Genomic DNA, 23859 nt, shown 5'->3' with positions numbered 1-23859 from the left:
ACTCGTTGTTCAGTTTTCAAAGATCAATTTCTTTCGCTCACTGCCGTGTTACCGAAGCAGCGAGAAGTAATATACCATGTTGATTTTCTAAATGCAAGCTTTATTTTTAATTTCTTTTTTTCGTTACCAGCCTGTCTTGCGGCCGAGTGATAATATAGCATGGATGGCAAATACATAGCAATGTTTTATTTTTCCAATTACAAAAAAGTTTATTCGCATCTGCCACACCAGCTACGACTTCGGTTATTTTGAAATCAAACACGCTCGCTTAACTTGGGAACTGCCTCGGCACGCCCCCCATAATATTGGGTACCTAATACGCCTGCAACAATCAATAACGAACCCACGATGTGATACACGGTTATTTGTTCTCCAAGGAACATGGCACCAGCGGCAATCGTAACAATCGTAGATAGATTGGTGAATACACTCATCTGGGATGCTGCTATTTTGGACAGGACATATGAAGATGACAATGCAGTAACTAAGGAAGACACCAAACCTAAGAACAGCGTGGACACAAGGAAGAGCGGCTGAGAAAGCGGTGTGAGCATGGCTTCGAATGTTCCTGATGTCATGTGCGTAAATAAAGATACGATCAGAAAGACCCCAAATCCGGTGCTTAACATCATATAACTGATTTCAGCAGGGCTAAATTGTTTGGATAGAGAACGCGCCATCACACTATATCCAGCAAATGAGACACAAGTCAGAATTAACAACGAGATTCCCGTTATATTAGAGATGTTTAACCCGCTTCCTTTCATCACAAAGATAAAGACAACGCCGAACACGGAGCAGAAGATGGAAAGCTTTTGGCCGAGGTTCGTGACTTCCTTCAGAAAAATCGATGCACAGATCATGGTGACAATCGGCGTGAATGCGTACAATATCCCCGCTTCTGCGGCTGTTGTATGCTGTAGACCATAGGCTTGCAAAGTGAAAAAGCCCAGTGGGTACATGGCCGAGAGAAGTAAGGCTTTGCCGATCGGCTTGCCCCGGTAGTTTAGTTTGACGAGGCCTACTACTACAGGTATTGAGATTCCAAGGAACGAAGCGGCAAAACGATACATGAGCGTGTCGAGGGGTTGCGCGTAGTCCAGCGCGATTTTGGCAAATAAAAAAGAGAATCCAATGATCACCGCATTAAGCACGGCTAACGCATAAGCTAGTTTAATTCCTCCAGATGGTTGCATAGCTTTCCACTCCTATTCCAAGTATGATACGTTTAAGTTGGCTTATGGCCTACTAACAGCATACGATGATTAGGGGTGCGCAGCTCTCCTTTTACGTAGCAACTGTACCGGTACAATTCCAAGGTGAAGATCGGAGATACAACCTTCCATGTATAAATACTTCCTCATTGTGAATGCCATCGAGCAACAGCTTGAACAAGGGCATATCAGAGCTGGGCAGAAGCTTCCTTCTATTAGAGACTTATCCCACAGCTTTGCTTGCACGAAGAGCACTGTCATTCGAGCCTTGACCATTCTGGAAAGTCGCCATCTTATTTATTCCATACCGCAGAGCGGCTATTACGCTGTTCAACAAAGAGCAGGAGCCATAGACGCATCTGAAAATAGGATCTTTGATTTCTCCTCGGCTGCTCCCGATCCAGACTTGTTTCCTTATTTGGATTTCAAACATTGTGTGGATAAGGCCTTCGATATGTACAAAAATGAACTATTCGCTTACGGTACACCGCAAGGGCTGCCCTCGTTATTAAAGCTGTTGAGTAAGCATTTGGCTAACTATCAAGTGTTCACGAAGTCCGACCACATCCATGTTACTTCAGGTGTTCAACAGGCACTGTCGATCTTATCCCTGATGCCGTTCCCGAATCAAAAACGCGGCATTCTAATCGAGCAGCCTAGTTATCATCTATTTATTCAACTAATAGCGAGCTATCAGATTCCTGTGCATGGCATTGCCAGATCCGTGGAAGGTATTGATTTAGACGAGTTAGAGCATCTTTTTCGTACAGAAGATATCAAGTTCTTCTATACAATGCCTCGGTTTCACAACCCGCTGGGATGTTCCTACTCGGAAAGCACCAAAAAAGCGATTGCTAAGCTAGCAAAACGCAACGATGTGTATATCGTCGAAGACGATTATTTGGCGGATCTGGAGCAAGATTCGAAGTCCGATCCGATCTATGCTTACGATTCATCCCACGTCATTTATTTAAAAAGCTACGCTAAAATTCTGTTTCCTGGACTGCGAGTTGGGGTCGCCGTGCTCCCTCCGGATCTCGATGACACTTTCCGAACGTTCAAAAAGGTTTCCGATATTGATAGCCCTATGCTATCCCAAGCTGCCTTGGAGATTTATATCCAAAGCGGGATGTTTGAACGACGCCAGCGGAAAATCAGGGATGCCTATTCCGAGCGATTGGTGCACTTGCATAACTCCTTAACCGCTAATAGTAATGGCAGCTTCACGGTAAGTACTCCTCTGTTATCAGGTGTACACACCCATATTGAATTGCCAGCTCACATGCCGATCCCCCTTTTGCTCGAAAGATTACGAAAGAAACAGGTGCTGATTCAGAACCTTGCGCCTTATTATTTACCTGGCTTTGATCAGATGGCGCTGCTATCGCTAAGCATTACAAGGGTAGCCGATGAGCGAATCGATGCAGGGGTACAAATCATTGCCCATGAGATTAAGCATATGATAGGACAGATGAAGCTAGGAAGAAATCGATAATCTGCCAAGGGTATATAAGAAAAAGCTGAGTATTGGACACCTCGACACCAGCGGCCGAACTTATTGTCCAATACTCTGCCCTCATGGGACTACGGTGTGATCGTTAACTTAGGTTGGTCACTGCTCGTTGTACTTTCACTCGATGCATAAGAAACATTGCCATTGGAGTTCACAGCTGACGTACTGTACACCCGGATGGAAAGCTTTTTGCCGGTGGACATAGCGGCTTGCACTTGAGATGTGACGTTAATGGTAATCGGCGTGCCCGCGGTGATTGTATACGTTCCTAGCACTGTACTGGAGGAAGGCTTCGTATCCCAAGTGATAGCTCCTTCTGTCCAAGTGTTATCGCTGACCAGCGCTACTTCATTCTGAATACCGCTCATTGCAGCAAACGTTGGCATCAACCTGATTGTCGCTCCCAATACAGTGCCGCTATAACTGCTAAAATCAAATTTAAAATAGCCATCACGTTTGTAGCTGGTTAAATCGTTCTTGGTATCAACAGTCACAGCCGTTGTTCCAGCTTGGTTCGTTGCTGAATAAGTGCCATCTCTCACATTCGCATCATCGACAGCCACCCACGCAGTTGGGCTCGTTAAGATGACGCCTGCTCCATTATAGGCTCCGCGATTAGGAGCCGCTGAAGATGACACGGTGTTACCCCAATAATCTTTGCCCCCATTGCTGCTCATTAGAACTCCGGAGGTTAAGGCAGGCGAACCCGTTCCTAGTTTATAGCCATTGACCGTACTTAAACCAATACCTCCGCTACCTGCCCCTGCTAGCAGTGGATCCGTCGTTAACTTATGAGCATCCGTTGGCTCACTGGCTGGGTGATTTCCATAGAAGAGGTTATAGTCATACACATCATTCGCTTTTACCGAATATCCGCCGGAGCCCGCGTTATAGACGATATTGTTTTTGAAATAAATCGGATTACTTCCGGCAAGCCCTGTTGTTATACTGGTGCTCAAGCTAGAACCGATATAGATCGTATTATTATAAATTTGGCTGTTTAGGGGTGTGTAACCGCTATTGAACTGTAAAATACGTGCACGATCATTCTGGCTGATATTATAACGGACGATCATATTGTCATTCCGAATCGATCCATTCCCCATCACGAGCAGGAAGCCGCCTTCATTATCATGGCTGTAATTGTACTGAACCGTACAACCCGTCAAGTTGAAATCACAGTCAAAGCCTTGACCGTCATTCGTTGTTTTGGTGTTATAGGCTTCGTTATACTGCATGACAGGACTCGTGCTGTTAATGGCCCAGATGGCCACGTCGAAATTCGTATCCCGAGCATGTGCCTTGTTCACCACGTTATATTGAATCAGGCCATTAATGGAAGCACGCATGACGATACCGTCTCCGCCAATATCATTCAACGTGTTATTGCTAATGACTAGATTCGTATACGGTTCAAAATTGCCGGAACCATCGTTGTTCCCCCAAGAGCTGCCGTTGCTAATCCCTGTACGGTCTGTGCGCTCAATCGTATTACCATCAATGAGAACGTCATTCCATTTGGTCCTTACTGCCGTACCCGATACAGTAACTAAGATCCCTCCAGTCACCTTCAAGGCATCCGTATTCGTTCCTGTGACATCATGGATATACATATTTCGGATATAGAAATGATTATAGGTGCCGACATCCTGCGCTTCCACTTTGACCCCATATCGGTCTCCCGCTGAAGCGGATGTATTCGTAACTTCCAGTGAATTCATTTCCCAATATTGTTGGTTATAAAAATACACTGTGGCCCCTGTTAAGCCATTGCCATTGATGATTGGCTTGCTTCCTGTGCCGTAGGCATCAATTGTAATCGGTGAGCCTGCGGAGCCTGATCCTAGCGGATGCAGCTGTCCCGTCCAGACGGAGCCAGATTTAAAAAGGATTTTATCCCCTGGGAGAAATGTCGTGCTGTTGACTTTGGTTAATGACTGCCATGCGGCGCCCGTGCTTTGCCCATTGTTGCTGTCACTCCCTCCGGATGCATCGACATAATAGGTCGTGTTGTTCGCATATGCGGTTGCCACCAGTGCTGGCAACGATAATACGACCGTCAGCAGGAGTGTGAAAATAAGACCGACCGATAAGCAAAGTCGAAGTGTTAGGGATCTTCGCATTATTCATTCTCCTCTACGTTTCAATGTAATCGCTTGCAAATTGCATCATTTCATTCATTGCGGTTTATTGCAGCTTCATTTTTTGAAATACAGCGTCCACGATCCTCACTTGTGCAGCTTCCATCATCTGCTTCACTTTCTCTGCGTACTTGGCGTCCAACGCGCGCTGCTTTTGATCATCTGTTAACATGCCACTAGCGTTATCCTCACCCCCTTTCGGTGCCGTCTTCTCTTGAAAAGATGCTTTCACTTTAAGTACCAAGTTAGAAAACACATAATTATAATAACCTCGCTCGTCGTATTGCTTGGGACCGTAGATGACTTGGTTATTCTTCAAAGCCTCTTTCCTGCGTTGATTCTCCTTCGTCCAATTACCTAAGAAGGCCGAATAACTCAGATCATCCACAAGGCTGTATTGCTGGGCTAAAAGCTGTTGAACTTTGACCTCTTTCAATTGTTCTAGGGCTGATTGTTTCACTTTCTCAATCGGCACCTCACCATGAAAGCTCGTTGTCCAGAAGGAGGGTGAGTCATCCGAGTTATAGGTTTGTTTGAAATATGCTGCGACCTGAGCCTTTACTCCGTTCATAAATAACTGAAGCTCGCGCTCGTCTATGGGAGAATCATTGATGTAGGCCACGGTCTCATAAGCAGGACTCGCTAAGGAGTGATTCTGCCGAGCGGCGCAGCCTGAGCAAATAACAATGATTAGCATTAACACAGTTAGGAACGTCATTTCACTGCTTCTTTGGGACATACTTGCTGATTCTCCTCCCCGATATCCTCCAACTGAACGGGAGACGCTATTGCCGCTCCGTCATCTTGAAAGTCCAATCGCCGTGTCGCACAGTGTGACGTAGCTTAAATTGGATGCGGTACAAGCTTTCGCCCCACACGCGAGTCAAACTCTCGTCTTTCACCGAGATAAGTTCAAACGCTGCCTCCCACTGCTCAGTGTCATAGGCCAGCCAAAGTTGATTGTGATCACGATCCTGCAGGCGTAAGCATCCGGGGTTGATAAGTTCAGGCTTCTGGGTCGACATCATGTGCAACTGAATGCCATCTGTTGGCTCGGCAAATGAGCACACTTCTCTTAGCTCGATTGTGGGTTCAGCTCCTCTGTGCAGCGTCAGGCTGCGATGCCAGTTTCGCACACCCGCTTCAGCTGGGTAAGCCTGCGACATATTTAACCCGAAGCGAACCCCGTCTTCACTGTGCTCATACGTTACATCTTCAGCCCGAAAGGAACGGCCTTCCTTTTGCTCAAAACCGTTAATGACTGGCACATTATGATAGCCGGATTGCATCGTCCAAATCTCATACCGCTGCGGGCTGAATGTCTTGTATGTGTACGTCTCTACCCCGATGTCGATCAAGAACGGCTTGCCATTCACATACACCACAAAATGTCCAATGTCATTATGATTATGACTCTCATCGTTGTGTCCGCCCTTGATCGCTGCGTATAAGCCATGTGAAGAGCCTTCCTTTTGTCTTGCCGCCATTACCTGCAGATTCGGAAACCAAGCCTCTTGAATGAAAGGTGGCGGCAGCGCAGCCTCCGATTGGATACTTGTGAAGCTCAATAGGCTGATCATTTCTTGGAAAAATGAGTTCCCTTTCCTCGTGCGATCAGGTACTTGATAATGATGAAAGCCATGCTGCCCCAAAGCACGCAGTCGGTCGTCGTTAATCCGTGAGCCATACAAATGAACCAACGCGTAATCCTGCGAAGCGATCGCAGCGCCGTCTGCGAAGTTAACAAAGTAGGCATCGTCAATGAACATCTTGTAGACGAACTGACCTAGCTTCTGAATCAACGGTTGGTCGTAGACCTGCAACGCGCCATCCGATGCACGATACATTAACTCTAAATTAACGAATAGCATGCCTGCTGCTCTAGCCCAATACGTTGAGCCTTCATCACAACCGCCATCCTCAAATTGCACCTCCAGATATCTATCGAGGCTTCGGAGTACCTTATCTACTAGCAATAACTTCCGTTCAGGCTCCATGTCTTGCAGCAGAAGGACTGTTAACATGTTGGCATTACACCACGGATTCCAATTATTCACCTCTCGTTCGCCAAAGCCCATCCACCAGAAGTCATCTCTACTTATGTAAGGAGTGACGATCCGACGCTCTAGCTCCACGCGAATACGTTTACGAATAAGAGGGGAAACGGCATCCAAGGGTGCCTTTAACTGATGAGACGTCCACGCCAAGAGGGCTGCGGTTTCACCCGCCGTCAGGTCAAACAAGGGTTCCTCGATATCCGAAAGCAGCTCCCCGGGCTGCAAGGATAAATAATGGTGGGCCGGGGCGCACCAAGTCGTCTGCTCACAGATGAGCCACACGACGTTGATGATTTCCCGCAGGAATCGGCCCTCTGCTTCTAGGCATTCAGCGATTAGCAATGTGCAAAGGGCGGCACGCCTTTCTGATTCAACGGTATCGTACGGTTGACGGCTGCCCTCTTCAAAGTAGGCCATAAACGCGGTAGCACGCAAAGAGGGCCATTCATAGTTCAGGTAGGACTCCGCTTGCGTCACCCAAGCTTGTTGCAATACCAAGGGCACGCTCATCCAGGCCTCGCGATCAGCTAGCTCTGGGAAGATGCGTCCCTCCACCGCTTTACCGAACACATGTTCTTTTATGTCAGAAATGGTTATAAAATCAGTTAACTTCATGTCTCTGCTGCCTCCTTGGCATGGTAAAACAAAGACTGCCTCATCAGCCATTACGCTACGAATGTGACAGTCTTTGAATACAATCTTGCATGTTGATTGACGATTATTTAATAACGTCGGTATATTGCTTCTCGATCTCATTGGCGCCAGCTGCTCTCGCCTTTTTCACATAATCATCAAAAGAATCCACGGATTGCTCGCCGGTAATGATCTTGATGTAATTCTCAGTCGTCAGCTTCTGCAAGTCCGCTGTATACTTCCCTGAAGCCTCAACACTCGGCAGGTAAGATGGCGGCGTCCCAGTTCCTTTCGTTTTATCCGCTACGACATATTTCGCTTTAAATAACTGTTTGGCTACATCAGGGTTTTGCGTGTACATACCAAAGGTGCCCACACCGCGTTGTGCTGTTTCCGTTGGATTTTTGAGCTTGGAAGCTACAGAACCATCCGCATTAATGACATAATCCTTATCCTTGATACCGTAGTTGGCCAACATGTAATAATCCTTATCGGTTACGAGCGTATCTAGCATTTTCAAAATCGTATCCAGCTTTCTCGGATCTTTCGCTGCGTTCTTCGTAATGACTAGCGTTTCGTTATTATAGCCCCAAATGTTCGCGCCATAGGCCTTGCCATCCGGACCCTTGATCGCTTTACCCAGCGTCCAGGTTTCATCGTACTTCGCATCTGGCTTCACTTTGAGGAACTCTTGATAAACCGGCCCACCTTTATCCCCCTCCGTAAGCGGCGGTGTCCAGTGGTAGAACATCACGTTGCCCGTTACACCAACACGGTTGTTGATAAAGGCATGGGACGTTGCCCAATAGCCGCCCTTGTTCTCACCTGTGACGAACTCCGGATCGATGACGCCGTCTTTGTACCATTTGGCCAGCAGCTTCAGGCCTTCTTTCATTTCTGGCTGGATGGCATCCATCAGCACTTTATTATCCTTAACGGTGTACCAGAGGGCTGAGTAAGGCGTAGTCCCTTTGATTACATCGGTCGGGATAGGGCCAAAGGCACCAAGAACGGTTTGCATCGCCGTACTGGAGAGGCCGTAGGTGTCTTTTTTACCATTTTTATCCGGGTCATTGTTCGTAAATTTGTACATCGCATCTTCAAACTCCGCTAGCGTTTCAGGTACCTTGGTGATACCCACATTCTTAAGCCAATCCATGCGCCATACGAGGCTGGTCGGATATGTTCCGTCCAATTGGAAGGCGGACAAGCCGTAGTTTTTGCCTTTATACATACTGGAACGGAAAGCTGAACCTGAGGTATCGTTATCCTTGATCAGTTTGTAGTAATTCGGCGCTTTCTGCTTGATCATATCGACCGGAATTTCTGCGGCCACACCGCTATCCACAAGTTTAGATAACTCGAAGCCCTTCAGTCTTAAAATATCTGGAATTTCCCCCGAAGCCATGCGAACGTTGAACACTTCACTATATTTCTGTGAATCAGCTGTCCAGACATTGATTTTCGCATTAAAGCGTTTGGACAGTTCTTGCAGCACTTCAGAATTCGGATCGGGTGCTACATCGTTGATGTTATAGCCTGCCCATTCAATCGTAACCGGGGTATCATTCTTAGCTGCCGATGTTGCTGTTGCTGTCGCACCTGTCGCTGCGGGTGCTGGCGAACTTGTTGCTGTGGTTCCTGCACTGCTGCTGCAGGCGGTTAAACTTCCTACTAACACTGCTGTGCTCACCCAGCTGCCTACATGACGAATTACGTTTCGTTTCATTTTTTAGACCCTCCTAGACATGTATGTTAGTGAACCATCCCCTGGATAGAGGCTGGGATTAACCTTTCAATGAGCCGATCATGACGCCTTTGACGAAGTATTTTTGCAGGAAAGGGTAAACAATTAGCAGGGGAATCAGTGAAACCATGAGCGCAGCCATCTTCATCGTGTCAGTGTTAGCATAGATCGTATTGGCGGCCTCGACAGCCTGTGGCTCGGAGCCCTCGAACATAATTTTGCGAAGGACAAGCTGTAGAACGGCTTTCTTCGAATCCTTCAGATAAATCATGGCATTGAACCACTCATTCCAGTGGTAAACCATCGTCCACAGCCCCACAGTTGCGAGGATCGGGATCGAAATCGGTAAGATGATGCGCATCAAAATGACGAACTCATTCGCCCCATCAATTCGAGCTGACTCTTGGATCTCTTCGGGCAGCGACATGAAGTAATTGCGAATGATCAGCATCGTAAACGTATTGATTGCGACAGGCAGTACAAGCGCCCACACACTGTTATAGAGACCGACACCTTTGACAATCAGGTAGGTCGGGATCAAACCACCGCTGAAAAACATCGTGAATACCATGAAAATCGTCCAGAACTTGCGATGTACCAGGTTCTTCTTCGATAAGGGATAGGCTGCTAGAATCATCAGCGTCATGGAGACGATAATCCCGAGAATGACCCGAACGATTGTATTCTGGTACCCTGTCCAGATCTGCTGATAGGCCAGTATTTTACGATAACCATCCCAATCGAATTTGAGTGGAATTAAGTGAATGCCATAGCTGCTGACGACATCTGGCGGGCTCATCGAAACCGTGACGACCTGCATGAACGGGATGATGGTCAGTAAACTTAATAGGATGAGTGTTACATATACGACGGTATCTACGAAGATATCTTCCACGGTTCGTTTCTTTTTCTTGCGTTTTGTTGCTATGTCCATGTGCGGATCACCTACCATAAGGAATAGTCATTGGTTTTCTTTGCTACATAATTCGTAAGAAGGATGAGGATGAAGGCAATCATATTTTTAAACAAACCGACCGTTGTTGCGAAGCTGTAATCACCTTTCACAAGTCCGATCTGATAGGTATAGGTCGAAATGACATCACCTACGGAAAGAACCGAAGCGTTCAGTAAATTGTAAATTTGGTCAAAATCATCATTGATGATGCCGCCTACCGCGAAAATAAACATGATCGTCACCACCGGCATAATGGAGGGGAGCGTGATGTTCCAAATTTTCCGAAGCCGACCTGCCCCATCCATATCCGCCGCATCGTACAGTTCTGGATCAACGCTTGTAATCGCTGCCAGATAGATGATCGTCGACCAGCCTACTTCCTTCCATATGGAGGAAAGGACTAGAATGGACCGGAAATACGTCTCACTTGTAACGAAGAGAATCGGCTTATGGCCTAGATCCATGATGATCGCATTGATCAATCCTCGTGTCGGTGACAGAAATTCAATCACGATCCCGCCGAGAATTACCCAGGAAATGAAATGCGGTAAATACGTGATCGTTTGAACCGCTTTTTTGAAAAACACAAGGCGTACCTCATTGAGAATGAGACAGAGAATGATCGGCGCCGGGAAGCCAAAAATCAATTTATACGTGGAAATAATAAGCGTGTTCTTCAGAACCGGGAGAAAGTAAAGCCCAGTAAATAGCTCCTTAAAATGGTCAAGTCCAACGAATTCACTGCCTGACACACCCTTCAGCGGGTAATAATTCTGAAAAGCAATGACGATCCCATATAAAGGGGCGTAATGGAATATGAGGTAGTACGCGATGACCGGAATCAGCATGAAGAAAAAGTATTTCTGCTTCCAATAGAGCTTGCTTGCACGTTCTTTCGTTACATGCTGCTGCACACGATCCTTGACTTCTCGTGTAACGATAATTGCATTACTTTCCATGCCTTTCCTCCTGTTCATGTATTTTGTCTGCGCTTCGATGCCCTTATCGTACGGCCTATACCGTGTTACCGACAACGGATATTCTCTTTACCGATGTGCTGTTTTTTTTACCTCTTGTGGTGAAACGCGGTTAAAACGCTCCATTTAGCTACCCAATGACAGTTATTTTTACTTGTGCTGTTTTTTTGCCATGTTGGAAAGAAAAAGCTGCAATGCCTAGTGCATCGCAGCTTTTATGAGGAATAGCTAACTCCCGAGGCTATCTCGATAGCTTTTGGGCGTACAACCGAAGTTCTCTTTAAACACATTCGCAAAATAACGGGGACTTGTGTAGCCAAGCTTTGCTGCAATCTCTTTGATGGATAAGTCCGACTCACGGAGGAGGCTTTCGGCGTGTTTCATTTTGATCCCAGCCACATGCTCTGAGAAATTCGATCCCATGACCGATTTATAGATCCGACTCACATAGCTCGAATTCATATGGATGCCCTCACTCAAGGACGATAAAGAGATTTCGTTGTAAATATTTTGCTCAATGTAAGCGAGAATCTGACGTTCTAAGGCCGTGCCTGGATCATCTTCCGTCGCATCCGCCGTGTGGAAGTCCATAATTTGTACCGCTACGCCAGTAAGCCAGTCTGTCAGATCGGCGACATTGTCCATCTTGCGGCCATAGTCCCGAATGTCATAGCCAAGGAAGCGCTCCAGATCGATGTCCATGGCAATCGCAGTCGTACGGATAATCGAAATGGCATCGAATACGGTATTCCGGCAGAAATCAATGTGATACCTCCCGGATACAAGACCCTTCCGCAAAATATCAAGAATAGAAGCAACCATTTCCTGATTCCGATTTCGCACCGCAACAGACAGTTGCTCGATAATTTGAAGACCGCTCCCATGATCTTTGCGCTGCGCGATCGCCAGATCCTCATAGGATATGCACGACTCCGCAGGCATAATGAAGGCATAGTTTAAGCACTCGCATGCTTCTGTATAGGATTGAGCAATATGGCTATAAGCGTGATCATATTCTCTGCCAAAGCCGAGCACGAACTTCCCTTTCATCTGCCCGCTTATGCTATTGTGAATTTGTACTTTATCCAAAACGTGCGAATAGTTGAGAATAACAATAATATGACCCGCGTTATCCATGGTTGAGCATAGTCCGTAATCCCCGAGTTCCTCCACCTGTTGGAGCATGCTGTACTGAATCATCATCTCATTCTTCAGGCCAATGCCCTCCGTGCCAAAAATCTTAAGCGCCATACAGGCTGTTTTTTCCCGATCAAAAGGCAACTGCAGCACTTTTTCCATATTCACAACTTGCGGATCGGATTGATCAAGATCGCCTTGAAGCAGGCGCATGATGAATTTATCACGAATGATCGGCTTGTTCGTCTCCATTTGATGATTCAAATCGGTGATCGTATGGGAAACGCGATCCATCACTTGATGAAGCATCGTAAATTCATTCTTCCCAGCTTGTTCTTGGCCATCGGACTGACCCAGATTACGGATCGTTTGGATGATGCTGCGCATCGGCTTATTAGCCCAGTGGGTCATATAAATCGAGAACAGTAAGCTTACCGTAAGCAAGATAATTGTGGTAATCAGCAAGTAATGCTTGAGCTGCTTCGACTTCTGATATAACGTATCAATCGAAATCACAGAAACATATTTCCAATTGTTATACTTGGACTTCGCATAGGAAACGACACTTTGAACACCGTCCACAGAAGCTTCAAAGGTTCCAGCGTCTTGGTTATGCAGAAGTGACGTGATGTAATCCTTCTGACTGAAATTCTGACCAACCTGTTGGCTATCACTATGTACAAGCACTTTTCCTGTCTCATCTACAATGAACAAAGTTTCGCCATCCGTTGGAGAGGATTGAATGAGATTGTGAATGGCGCTTTCTTTAATATTAATGGCGACGACAGCTTGCCGGTTCGCTAGGCTGTCAATCAGCGGAATGTTCGATAAATAGGTGATTACCGACGTATTCAACGGTGGGATGATACGCGGAGGCAGCCACCGATTCGGCGTATTCATGGTCCGTAGAACATTGATCCATTCTTCGTCTAGGCTCTTTCGGGAGCCTTCGGAATCCAAGTAGGAGTTATATTTATCATTGATATAGATATTCCCAGCTGTATACCAGACTTCGACAGATTGCAAGAAATTCAGCTTATAGGGGATGTCCGTCAAAAAGTTACTAACCTCGGCGATTTTGAAGCCGTTGCCGCTAATATCATGGGTTAGCGGATAGGCAAGCACTTCATTGCTAGGAATGTCAGAAAAGTAAATATTCACCAATCTAATGACGCGATCGAGAATCGTTTCATCAACGGCGTATTTCAGCTTGCTTACGTCTTGGGTACTCTGTCTGTTGATTTCTTGATTATAAGCGGAAGAGAAATAATGAATATAAACGAGTTGAGGAGCTAGCGAAAGGATGATCACGAGCAAGATGTTAAACAAGAGGATTCGTGAATAAATCGTGCTCATCCTGGCTCGGATGTTGAACATGGAACACCTCCTTGCAAGGTGGGGTAGTTGCGGGCAGATAGTTGCGGCAACATCAATATAAAGCGTTTTCAAAAGCAACCTCTTCTACTATATCACAAAATTGCGGCTTGTCATGGGGGAGCGTGAAAAGTCGCATCAAGCTGATCTAAGCACAAACTTTCTAAGGTCTTATTGACGGTTGGACGAAGAAGAACAAAAAGAACCAAGAGATTTCTCTTGGCTCTTCCTAAGATTCGAATTATTAGGCCTTCCCTTACTTCTTCACAGTTGCGTACCAATCGTTTACTTCTTTATAACTTGTGTCTCCGCCTGATGATTTGAATTTTTGTTGGAATGCTTCGATACCTGTTATGGGTTCAACTCCGAAAATTAACTTCGTCGTATAGTCTCCAACCATCGTGTTCAGTTGTGCGAAGTTCTTCGAAAACTCCGGTAAGAAAGGAGCAAAACCTAACGGATCCTTAATTCTAGTATTCGCTGGTTGAATGGTATTCATGAAGTTCCAACCATCGAATAAACGCATATCTTTACGCACACGTGCTTGCCAGTAAGTCGGGTAGATTTTATCATCCGTACCCGTCAAGAAGTTGTTGGCTTGATTTCGCTCATCGGTAAAGATGGGTTGAATTGGCGTATAAGCGCCATCTTTTAACGTGTAATGCTTATTTTCCTCACCAATTGCCATCGTTCTGAATGTATCTTTCTCCAGCTTGGCGTTCATCCATTTGATTGCATCTTCCGGATGTTTAGAAGCTTTGGGAATAAACGTAATCCGGTCGAAACCTTGTGAAGCGCCTAATCCAATTTTTCCGTCTTTCCCTTTTAATGCCGGGATATAATTAGCTTTAGCTGTAGGAATATTTTTGTTCAAGGCATCCATAATCGTAGGTATGTCAGCCCAGTGAAGCAAAATCATACCTGCTTTTCCACTTGTAAATTTCTCTTTAGCGGTAGCATCTTTGTTAGCTGCGAACTCTTTATCTAGCAAGCCCTGTTTAAAAAGGTCAGAAGCAAAACTTACATAATCTTTGTATCCAGGGTCTAAAATTCGAGGTGTTAGCTTGCCGTTTAAGTCATTCCAAACGTTAGGTATACCGAACGCACCGATAATATTAGGAATGAGCGGAGCATCCCCTCGTACGGTAAATGGAATATTTTTATCTCCGTTTCCGCCAGGATCCTTCTCTTTGAAGGCTTTAAGAACAGCAACAAGCTCATCTGTTGTTGTAGGCGCTTGCATTCCTACTTTGTCAAGCCAATCTTGACGTATGAATAAGCTTTCACCTACAAATGAGATCGTTGTAGTTGGTATTGCGTAAAGCTTACCATCTACTTTTGCAGCCTCAAGGGCAGCAGGGTCTATAGCAGCTTTAATATTGGGTCCATATTTATCGATCAGCGGCCCTAAGTCCGTTAAAGCCCCTTTTTTCGCATAATCGGCATATAACGCTTTGAAATCTGTACCGCCTGCTGTTGTAATTGCGTCATAGGGTTCGCCGGAAGCAATTAAGATGTTCAATTTATCTTGCGGCTTGTCCTGTGGCAGCATATCATATTGCACTTTATACCCTGTTGTTTGTTCTAAGTATTTAGCAACGGGATACGTGTTGTAATCATCCTTTTGCCAAATTTGAAGCGATTTCAACTCTGGCTTTGGACCAGCTGAAGCAGTAGCTACAGCCGTTGTTGTACTTGCTGGAGCTGTGCTGCTTCCTGTATTTGTACTTTTGGAAGAGCAAGCGACAAGAGATGTTACAGATAAGCTTGCTGCAACAGCTACTAGCATCACTTTTTTGTTTTTTAACATGTGTAAACCTCCCTAAGTCTTGTGTTTAATATATCATTAAACCCTTGATGCTCGCATCATAGGCGGTTAATGCAAATTTACCCTTTTACAGATCCAATAAGTACACCTTTGACAAAATGCTTTTGCAAATACGGATACACGAGCAGCATCGGAATGATCGATGCAATGACAGTGGCAGCGCGAATACCTTCCGGTGATACGTTCATCATATCGTCAACACTTTTGTTTACAGCACTAGAGCTGTCTGCATCCATGACAATATCGCGCAAATAAAGCTGCAATGGCTTAAGGCCAGCGTCATTGATGTAAAGCATCGGATTAAAAAAGTCATTCCAGAAGTAGACTGCATAGAAAAGAGCAATGGTCGCAATAACTGGAACACTTAGGGGAAGAATAATTCGGAATAGAATTGTAAAATTACGAGCGCCATCCATTTTGGCTGATTCTTCAAGTGCCTCTGGCAAGGATTCATAATAACTTTTGATAACTAGCATATTGAACACACTAATCAATGCAGGCAGCATTAGCGACCATAAGCTATTGATTAAATGTAGTTTCTTCATCAGCAAGTAATTCGGAATAATACCGCCATTGAACATCATCGTGAAGATAAATAGCACCATAATAATCGAAATACCGGGAAGATGTCTTTTCGACAATGGATACGCTGTAAGTGCCGTTATCACAATTGCAAGCACAGTACCTACAACGGTAATTAGGATAGATACCCCTATGGAGTGAAGAAACTGACTGGAGGACACCACATATTTCATCGTATCTAGCTGAAAACCGATTGGGAAAATCCCTACTTTTCCAGATATCACCGCCGATTCATCACTAATCGCTTTGGATAAAATATTCGCTAATGGCAGCAATGTCGCTAAGCCGCAGAGCAGTAGAACGAGATAAATACAGATGTCAAAAGTCCAATCGCTAAGTGTTTTTTTATGCATGGTCTTCAGTACCTCCTACCATATGCTTCGCTTAATCAGCTTTTTACTAAGTTCATTACCGCCCACGATTAGGATAAATCCAACAAGAGAGTTGAATAACCCGACTGCTGTGCTAAAGCTATAATCCTGTTGACCAAGCCCCTGACGGTAAACGAATGTACCGATGACATCACCGGATTGATAGACGACTGAGTTGTACATGGTCAGAATTTGTTCCGTACCGGCTTCAAGCAAGTAGCCCATACGTAAAATTAAGATCAGCACAATCGTTGGCACAATACCTGGCAATGTAATATGAAACATTTGTCTGATGCGGCCTGCACCATCAATGGAAGCAGCCTCATACTGTTCCTGCTCAATACCTGCGATAGCTGCAATAAAGATAATGGCATTCCAGCCCGATTCCTTCCAACCTGCTGTAAATACGACCACACTTCGGAAAAAATGATTGTCTAGAAAGAAGGAAATCGGTGTCCCACCAAACCACTGAATCACGTTATTCACTAAACCGCCCGAAGGGGACAAGATATTGATAAATAAACCAGATATGATGACCCATGATAAGAAATGCGGAAGAAATATGATTGTTTGAATCGTCTTCTTAAAGATTGCCTTTCGAACCTCATTTAAGAAAAGCGCGATAACGATCGGAATCGGAAAAAGAAGCACAATTTTATAAACGCTGATTAACAAGGTATTTTTGAAAACCTGATAAAACTCTTCCGAATGAATCAGCTTCTCAAATTGATCCAATCCCACCCATTTGCTTCCCATAAAACCATCAAAAATATTGAAGTCTTGAAAAGCAATGACAATCCCATACATAGGCGCATATTTGAATAAAAGCAAAAATAGTATCCCTGGCACTAATAATAGGTATAAATCATAATTGGTCACAATTAGCTTCCAACGGCCGCTGCCTTTTGTTCTTGGCTTGGCGTGAGCAACTGTTGTTCGTTCAGTCTCTGTCAGTGTTACGCGCATGAATGGCTCACCTCCGTGTTCTTATAGGATAATTATATCGATCACCAGAGGCCGCTTGTAGATGGTAATCTTTCTGTTTCTGGTGCATTCTTATGATCTTTCGCGAAAAAAAAGCCGACCTCTTTCTTACAGAGGCGGCTTGTCTTAAGACTATTATTATTGATAGGAAGCTTGCTTATAAAAGACAACATTTTGGTTGCTTAGCGCGTTGTGAAGCGCTTCGATCGAAATCTCTCGTACCGGGCATGCTTCTTCTGCAGCGAGAGATGCCGCAATTCCTGCCGCTTGGCCCAGCGCGTAACAAGTCGCCTGCACGCGCATCGAGGACATTGCCACATGTGTAGCTGAAATCGAGCGTCCCGCTACCAGTAGATTATCCAGCTGCTCGGTTACCATGCAACGGTATGGAATGTCATAGCCATCGACCTCGCGCTCATCTGTCGTTTTTTGACCGTCAGGACTATGGATGTCGATTTCGTAATTCGTTTGGGCAACAACATCCGCAAAGCGTGTCCCACTCACTACATCTTGCTCCGTTAGCGTGTAAAGACCTTGAATCTGGTTCGTTTCCCGAACACCAACTTGATTCGCGACATGCGAGAGGGCGTAGGTTTCAAACCCGTTCCGCTGTAAGTAATTGACGACGGAAAACACTTGCCTCAACGCCTCAGTCTCCGCATAGTTGACGTCTTCGATCTTAGCTCCGTTTCCTTTGACACGTGTCATATTCACAAGCAGTGTGCCATCGTTGTTCCGCTCCCAATATAAACGGCGCCCTTGGGGCAAATCGGATATTTCTTCGTACCGGTAGCAACCTTCAGGCAACATTTGTGCAACAGGCTTACCTGTATTTTGCATCATAAACATCAACGTCATAGGCTGAGTCATGCCGTCTTCATCTCTTCCTGACTTATAGGGAACCCCAGCATCCAATGCAGCCCTTGCATCTCCCGTACAGTCGATGAATTGCTTGCCTTCGAATGCTTTTAAGCCTTCTCGTGTCGATACGATAACAGCCTTTAGGCATCTATCTTCCTTCACGGTGCCAATAAACTCCGCATGATAAATAACCTGTACGCCTTCCTTCTTCATTTTCTCATTCAAATATTGTCTTAATACGAAAGGTGAATATTGCGGGGCGATGGACACGTCGTGATCCTTAGGCAAATGCTCAGCCATTGCTTCCGCGATCATCTCTCGGTAAATACCGGTTACATTGCCAATCGGCATAAAAATACTTACGTTTCCGAGCGTCCCCATGCCTCCTAACTGGCCCGATTTTTCCAATAAAATGACTTTCTTCCCTAGTCTTGCCGCACTAATAGCAGCTGCAGTTCCAGCTGGCCCCCCGCCAATGACAACAATATCCGCTGCATCGTACATTTCGATTTGTCTCTGAAAATCATAAGTTTTGGATTGTTGGTTACCCATTTTCACCCTTCTCTCATCAAGTTAGTGAAAGATGCTGTTCATCACGCCAACACCTCTATCAAGACAATTATATCGAAGCGCCAATATCGAGTGTAGATGGCAATGCTTCTATTTCTGGTACAATCCTAAGCATTTAGTTATTCGTTTAAACTACTGCTGCTTCTCTTAGTTGCGCTGACATTGAAACGTACTGTAATCGTAGTCCCTTCCCCAGGCTGTGAATGTATGCACAGTCCGTAAGCTTCTCCTGAAAATAAACGAATGCGCTCATTCACATTATATAATCCATAGGAGCTCCCAGAACCATCTGTTCGCATCACGGGTCTAGGTTCCGTGAGCTGAGATTGGGCAAAATCAGGATCCATACCAATGCCATCGTCAGTTACTGACAAGAATAGATCCTCCCCTTCTATATAAGCACGAATTGTAATCTTACCCGTTTTCCCTTTTGATTTACGTATACCGTGGAGTAATGCATTTTCTACAATTGGCTGCAAAGTGAGCTTGGGGATTACATAGGAATCTAATTGTAGTCCTTCATTCTGGACACCATCTGATTCCTCCTTCCCTGCTAAATCAAACACGAACTCAAAGCTTTTGGGAAACCGTGTCTGCTGAATTTCCAAATATACCTTGGCGAGCTCTAACTCATCCGTAACCGTAACGACATCTTTCCCCTTATTCAAGCTAAGCCTAAAATAGCGAGCTAAACCGCCAATCATTTGGCTAATATCATGTGCCTTATGTCCAATGGCAATCCAATTAATCGTATCCAATGTATTGTAGAGGAAATGGGGATTAATCTGTGCCTGCAAGGCTCGTAATTGAGCCTCTCGCTCTTGCACCTTAGATTTATAGGTTTCCTCCATTAAATCCTTCACGCGATGGATAAGATGATCAACACTTTTTTCCAAAAAATTAAAATCGCCATCCGGTGTGACAGACATTTCTTCCAGACCTGCTACTCCTTCGCGTTTAATGACTTTAATTACTGTCTGAACTCGGCGATTCATCCCTTGAACGATAAACGCTAAAAGAATGAAAACAAGGATAAGGAATAGTATCGTCACCCCTGTTAAAGTAGCTACACTCGAAAATTGATTTAGTGATGTGGCCCGTGAATTGATTCCCTTCTTCGGCACTTCTGCTACTAGCTTCCACCCTGTGGCGTTCACTGTCGTATAAACCACGTATTGTTGATTATCGTTTTCGACAATCGGAGACACACCTTCCTTGTTTGTAGCAATTGCCTGCAAAACCGCCTCCGATTCCAGCTTCTTGCCTAGCAATGACTCATCTTTATGAAAGACGATCGTACCATCTGGCGCGATCATAAAGACACGTTGATCTTTATTCAATACGATGGTTGATAATGTATTCTCAAGTGTCTTCGCATCAACGTCGATGGATAAAAAGCCCGATGGGTTATCATAATGGTCTGGATCTCGAAGAAGGCGAATACCTGAGTAAATGTAAGCATCCTCACGATCGATAAAGCTTTCCTTATAAACGCCTGTCCAAACCAACCGCCCCCCCGCATTAATAACAGTTTCATACCACGGGCGTGTCTTGAGGGTGTCTTTTGGGAAGAAGTTTACTCTTTCATGGGAAAACAGCTTACTTTCATCCACATATAAGCGTACACGAAACACATTTGAATTGGTTTGACCGTTATCCATCAAATAGCGGAGTTCTTTCAAGGCATCAATTTGTTCACTGTATGGAATGGAATTACTTAAATATTGCAAGAGTTTGGGGTTCAAAAACATCGTATTCGACGTATCACTTAAGGACCCAAATTGATGATCCAAGTTAATTTCAGCCTGCTTCAGCGTTTGAAGCATAGAACGTGTCACTTCGTCTTCCAAAATGTGCGAGTATCGTTGGGAATAAACATATAAGAAAATGGAAGCGGGTATGAGAATTAACACCACATAGGCGATCAGCCAAAGCCTCGCAGCCAGGACGCCCTTGCCTATCATTGAAATAAACGTCCATCTTCGATTCTTGAGGTACATGATGGGCCTACTCTCTTTACATCACTTGTTCCCGATAGGAACTCGGTGTGTATCCCGTGTATTTCTTGAATATTTTGCTAAAATAACTAGGATCTGAATACCCCACCGCATAGCACACATCATAGAACTTATTGGCGGGATCCTTCAATAGCATTTTCGCTTGATTGACGCGGGCTTTGGTCATATATTCATTAATGGTTTCACCCGTCTCCTGCTTAAAAAGCAAACATAAATACGTCGTAGACAGGAACACTTCCGTCGCAATATCACCCACTTGCAGATTCTCTGCAAAACGTGTATCAATGATCGCACGTGTGCGTTCTATCACATTCTTCGATTTCCCGTTCCTCTTCTCACCGATGCGTTCACACACTTCAAGCAGATGAGATTCGACGAGCCCCCGTAAGTCGCGCAACGTTTCTTGCTGAAATACACTTGCCATCAGCTCGTTTTCTTTGGCCTCGAGATCTTGCTTCGAAACATGCAGCTCCAGAAGAATGCGGCTCGCGAGTAAGAGCAGCTGCAGGCTGATGTTGCGCCCATAAGCAATGCCATTCGTGCGATTGCGAGAGAGGCCGCTGTAAACTTCACGCAGCTCCTCTCGTACTTTCTCGGAATCCGCAGACTTTAATGAGGAAACCATGCGCTCTTGCTGTGAAACATCAAAACGGTACACACTCTCCTGATCCTGCTCCAAATTATCCATGGAGATGATTTGGTTCTTACCAAGAAACCAGCGCTGGTCAGCGGCTTCCTTCGCTTGTGTGTACGATTGCGGCAAGCTGGCAAGTCTGGAAATGCGCTCACCTACACCGATCGTAACGCTAATTTTCAAATAGCTATGGAGACTTTCACGAACTTCCTGCGCCAAGGTGAACAGTAGGTTCTCCTGATCCTCCTCCTCCGTCATGCGTAAGATGCCGACGAATTCACCAATTTGATTTTCAAACACATATCCGCCTATATGTCGCTCAATTAGCTCCTGAACAATATTAAGAACGGAATAGGAGAGCAGCTGTTGATCCCTTTCGGAGCGGGTTTGGGCGATCTCGGTGGCGTCGTCGATGCGAATCGCAATGACCCAGTACGCCCCCTCCAACGGAAGCGTTAAGCCAAGGAAGTTGATCCGATCCTGTACACGTGATGGATACATAATTCCTTCTCTAATCAGTGACATCAGGAATTTCTCTCTGAGTAACGGCATGCTCTCGATTAGCTTGACCTGCATGTCCTCAATCAGCTTGCGCTCTTGCCTCTCCGCATGGAGTATGTCTACCAATCGCTCAATCACAATCGTTAACTCACCCAGATTGACGGGCTTGAACATATAGTCAACTGCTTTAACTTTCAGCGCAGATTTCAAGTATTCCGCATCGTCATGTCCGCTGACGAACACAATTTTGATATGAGGAAACTGTTCACTTAATTGGTTAGACATTTGGATCCCATCCATGTTCGGCATTCGCACGTCCGTTAGGACAATATCTGGCTTCTCACGCTCAATAACCTCAAGACCGACGTCACCATCATCCGCCTCGCCTACAACTTCAATGCCATAGGCCTTCCAGTCAAAATACTGACTCAACCCGTAACGAACTGTCGGTTCATCGTCCACAATGACTAGTTTAAACATCTCGTGTCAGCCTCCCACCTCTTAGCAGTTCCCTTCATTATAGCTTGGAAAAAGACAAGAGACATAGGAGGATCTTATGATTTCTGGTGGGATCTTATGGTTACAGACAAGGTGCTGGCTTAGACTAAAATCCCCGCAGTTGTAACCCCGATGTGGAATTCGCCTTGAATGCGAATATGCTCATACGGTAACGTCGGATTGGCTATCCGCCACAGCATTCGATCCGCTGCTCGATACCCTGTTTGTGCGATTGGCAGGAGCGGACGCGTGAATAGGGGGAGTGTATCTGTTTGTTCGTTTAGGAAACCGACTACGGAGATATCTTCTGGAATGTTCAAATTTAACTCCTTACATACCTCGTAAGCTACAGGTACTTCGTGATCGATACCACATAGGAGTGCGGTCGGTTTATGGCGCGTGATCTTGTTGCTGAGATCTTCACGCCACTCCGATTGGTTATCACGGCTGCCAATAACATGTTCGGACGATGTGATGGCTACGCCTGATGCTGTCATTGCATAGTTGAATGCCTGCCAACGCAGAATAGAGCCTCGCTGAATTTGAATATCCCCAACGTACATTATCCGTTCATGTCCCTGATTTCTTAGATAGGCCACTGCCTGGCAAGTGGCCTCATACACATCCCAGATCACACTGTCGATGCGCACTCCTGTTGGTGGAAAGCTCAGCAGGATACGGGGAATTGGCAGATCAAAAAGCGCCATTTCCCATTCCTTCGGCACGATACTGGGCGCAATGAAAACGCCGTCCGCATACAAGACGCCGTTCTCCTCCAGCCATTCGGCCATTTTCCCTGGTTTGGGATTCTGCGGCAGCATGAGCAGTTCAATCGTGTGGCCGAATGAAAAAAAGCGATCCTGCAGCCCTTGCAGCAGCAGACGGTTATAGGAAACCGATTCGGCGGTTTGCACAAGTAGAAACCGCAGACGCTCATTCGGATAGGGTGCTATATGATCCAACCGCAAGCTGCGGATCTGATCCATCGTATAATAACCGAGCCTCTCGGCCGTTTGGACGATGAGCTGGCGGGTTGCTTCGGACATTCCTTGTTTGCCTTTCAATGCTTTGTTCACTGTTTGGACGGTTAGGCTGAGCTCGTTGGCGATCGTTTTGAGGGTGACGGTTTTGCGGGTTGGCATAGGGGGAAGAGCACCTCCAGGATTGTCGTAGATTCGGTGTGAAATGAATCCCTTGTATTCGCTCTGTCGTTCAATTCTTGCTTTCTTGGTATCATATCATGCTTACTTTTTGGATGAAACAA

General features: G+C 45.5%; 16 protein-coding genes. 1 reads left to right on the top strand and 15 read right to left on the bottom strand.

The window, feature by feature from the left end; genetic code table 11:
* Positions 1 to 254: 254 nt before the first annotated feature.
* Entirely contained in the window at positions 255 to 1196 is a 942-nt protein-coding gene (locus A8709_RS21920; protein WP_065855111.1) for a DMT family transporter, read from the bottom strand.
* 148 nt (positions 1197 to 1344) lie between these two features.
* Here A8709_RS21920 and A8709_RS21915 point away from each other — a divergent pair, with 148 nt between their 5' ends.
* Positions 1345 to 2709, top strand: a complete 1365-nt coding sequence (locus A8709_RS21915; RefSeq protein WP_065855110.1) for an aminotransferase-like domain-containing protein — start codon at positions 1345 to 1347, stop codon at positions 2707 to 2709.
* A gap of 89 nt (positions 2710 to 2798) precedes the next feature.
* On the opposite strand, the gene A8709_RS21910 is transcribed toward A8709_RS21915, so the two are convergent.
* The 14 genes from A8709_RS21910 to A8709_RS21845 form a co-directional block, all read right to left on the bottom strand.
* Positions 2799 to 4850, bottom strand: a complete 2052-nt coding sequence (locus tag A8709_RS21910) for a CBM96 family carbohydrate-binding protein (RefSeq protein ID WP_065855108.1) — start codon at positions 4848 to 4850, stop codon at positions 2799 to 2801.
* A gap of 64 nt (positions 4851 to 4914) precedes the next feature.
* A complete protein-coding gene (locus A8709_RS21905; RefSeq protein ID WP_065855107.1) occupies positions 4915 to 5607 on the bottom strand; it encodes a hypothetical protein in 693 nt (230 codons plus the stop codon).
* A gap of 46 nt (positions 5608 to 5653) precedes the next feature.
* Complete coding sequence (locus tag A8709_RS21900) at positions 5654 to 7540, bottom strand: heparinase II/III domain-containing protein (protein ID WP_065855105.1); 1887 nt, start codon at positions 7538 to 7540, stop codon at positions 5654 to 5656.
* Positions 7541 to 7643: 103 nt separating this feature from the next.
* Positions 7644 to 9287, bottom strand: coding sequence for a type 2 periplasmic-binding domain-containing protein (locus tag A8709_RS21895; RefSeq protein ID WP_065855102.1), 1644 nt, complete (start codon positions 9285 to 9287; stop codon positions 7644 to 7646).
* Between the two features lie 58 nt (positions 9288 to 9345).
* Positions 9346 to 10239: a carbohydrate ABC transporter permease gene (locus A8709_RS21890; protein ID WP_084225287.1), complete on the bottom strand. Its 894-nt coding sequence runs from the start codon at positions 10237 to 10239 to the stop codon at positions 9346 to 9348.
* An 11-nt stretch (positions 10240 to 10250) separates the two neighbouring features.
* On the bottom strand, positions 10251 to 11219 hold the full coding sequence (locus A8709_RS21885; RefSeq protein ID WP_065855100.1) for an ABC transporter permease: 969 nt from the start codon (positions 11217 to 11219) through the stop codon (positions 10251 to 10253).
* 246 nt (positions 11220 to 11465) lie between these two features.
* Positions 11466 to 13751, bottom strand: coding sequence for an AraC family transcriptional regulator (locus A8709_RS21880; RefSeq protein WP_065855098.1), 2286 nt, complete (start codon positions 13749 to 13751; stop codon positions 11466 to 11468).
* A 253-nt stretch (positions 13752 to 14004) separates the two neighbouring features.
* Positions 14005 to 15558, bottom strand: coding sequence for an extracellular solute-binding protein (locus A8709_RS21875; RefSeq protein ID WP_065855096.1), 1554 nt, complete (start codon positions 15556 to 15558; stop codon positions 14005 to 14007).
* Positions 15559 to 15635: 77 nt separating this feature from the next.
* Positions 15636 to 16511, bottom strand: a complete 876-nt coding sequence (locus tag A8709_RS21870; protein ID WP_065855094.1) for a carbohydrate ABC transporter permease — start codon at positions 16509 to 16511, stop codon at positions 15636 to 15638.
* Positions 16512 to 16526: 15 nt separating this feature from the next.
* A complete protein-coding gene (locus A8709_RS21865) occupies positions 16527 to 17495 on the bottom strand; it encodes an ABC transporter permease (protein ID WP_065855092.1) in 969 nt (322 codons plus the stop codon).
* Between the two features lie 156 nt (positions 17496 to 17651).
* Positions 17652 to 18926, bottom strand: coding sequence for an FAD-dependent oxidoreductase (locus A8709_RS21860; protein WP_065855090.1), 1275 nt, complete (start codon positions 18924 to 18926; stop codon positions 17652 to 17654).
* Positions 18927 to 19063: 137 nt separating this feature from the next.
* A complete protein-coding gene (locus A8709_RS21855; protein WP_065855088.1) occupies positions 19064 to 20944 on the bottom strand; it encodes a sensor histidine kinase in 1881 nt (626 codons plus the stop codon).
* A 16-nt stretch (positions 20945 to 20960) separates the two neighbouring features.
* Positions 20961 to 22577, bottom strand: a complete 1617-nt coding sequence (locus tag A8709_RS21850) for a response regulator (RefSeq protein WP_065855086.1) — start codon at positions 22575 to 22577, stop codon at positions 20961 to 20963.
* Between the two features lie 119 nt (positions 22578 to 22696).
* The gene (locus A8709_RS21845) at positions 22697 to 23737 is read right to left on the bottom strand and encodes a LacI family DNA-binding transcriptional regulator (protein WP_065855084.1); all 1041 of its coding nucleotides are present in this window, start codon (positions 23735 to 23737) and stop codon (positions 22697 to 22699) included.
* Between the last annotated feature and the right edge of the window lie 122 nt (positions 23738 to 23859).

Origin of the sequence: Paenibacillus pectinilyticus (genome assembly GCF_001700435.1) — a bacterium.
Classification (GTDB): domain Bacteria; phylum Bacillota; class Bacilli; order Paenibacillales; family NBRC-103111; genus Paenibacillus_E; species Paenibacillus_E pectinilyticus.
The sequence above is the reverse complement of the archived record's forward strand: the minus strand, read 5'-3'. Positions and strand labels throughout refer to the sequence as shown.

Bases quoted from the DNA above. Each gene is read 5' to 3' on its own strand.
- A8709_RS21915 (WP_065855110.1), top strand. From the start codon at position 1,345: ATGTATAAATACTTCCTCATTGTGAATGCCATCGAGCAACAGCTTGAA.
- A8709_RS21900 (WP_065855105.1), bottom strand. From the start codon at position 7,540: ATGAAGTTAACTGATTTTATAACCATTTCTGACATAAAAGAACATGTG.
- A8709_RS21890 (WP_084225287.1), bottom strand. From the start codon at position 10,239: ATGGACATAGCAACAAAACGCAAGAAAAAGAAACGAACCGTGGAAGAT.
- A8709_RS21865 (WP_065855092.1), bottom strand. From the start codon at position 17,495: ATGCGCGTAACACTGACAGAGACTGAACGAACAACAGTTGCTCACGCC.
- A8709_RS21870 (WP_065855094.1), bottom strand. From the start codon at position 16,511: ATGCATAAAAAAACACTTAGCGATTGGACTTTTGACATCTGTATTTAT.
- A8709_RS21895 (WP_065855102.1), bottom strand. From the start codon at position 9,287: ATGAAACGAAACGTAATTCGTCATGTAGGCAGCTGGGTGAGCACAGCA.
- A8709_RS21845 (WP_065855084.1), bottom strand. From the start codon at position 23,737: ATGCCAACCCGCAAAACCGTCACCCTCAAAACGATCGCCAACGAGCTC.
- A8709_RS21875 (WP_065855096.1), bottom strand. From the start codon at position 15,558: ATGTTAAAAAACAAAAAAGTGATGCTAGTAGCTGTTGCAGCAAGCTTA.
- A8709_RS21860 (WP_065855090.1), bottom strand. From the start codon at position 18,926: ATGGGTAACCAACAATCCAAAACTTATGATTTTCAGAGACAAATCGAA.
- A8709_RS21855 (WP_065855088.1), bottom strand. From the start codon at position 20,944: ATGTACCTCAAGAATCGAAGATGGACGTTTATTTCAATGATAGGCAAG.
- A8709_RS21910 (WP_065855108.1), bottom strand. From the start codon at position 4,850: ATGCGAAGATCCCTAACACTTCGACTTTGCTTATCGGTCGGTCTTATT.
- A8709_RS21880 (WP_065855098.1), bottom strand. From the start codon at position 13,751: ATGTTCAACATCCGAGCCAGGATGAGCACGATTTATTCACGAATCCTC.
- A8709_RS21905 (WP_065855107.1), bottom strand. From the start codon at position 5,607: ATGTCCCAAAGAAGCAGTGAAATGACGTTCCTAACTGTGTTAATGCTA.
- A8709_RS21885 (WP_065855100.1), bottom strand. From the start codon at position 11,219: ATGGAAAGTAATGCAATTATCGTTACACGAGAAGTCAAGGATCGTGTG.
- A8709_RS21850 (WP_065855086.1), bottom strand. From the start codon at position 22,577: ATGTTTAAACTAGTCATTGTGGACGATGAACCGACAGTTCGTTACGGG.
- A8709_RS21920 (WP_065855111.1), bottom strand. From the start codon at position 1,196: ATGCAACCATCTGGAGGAATTAAACTAGCTTATGCGTTAGCCGTGCTT.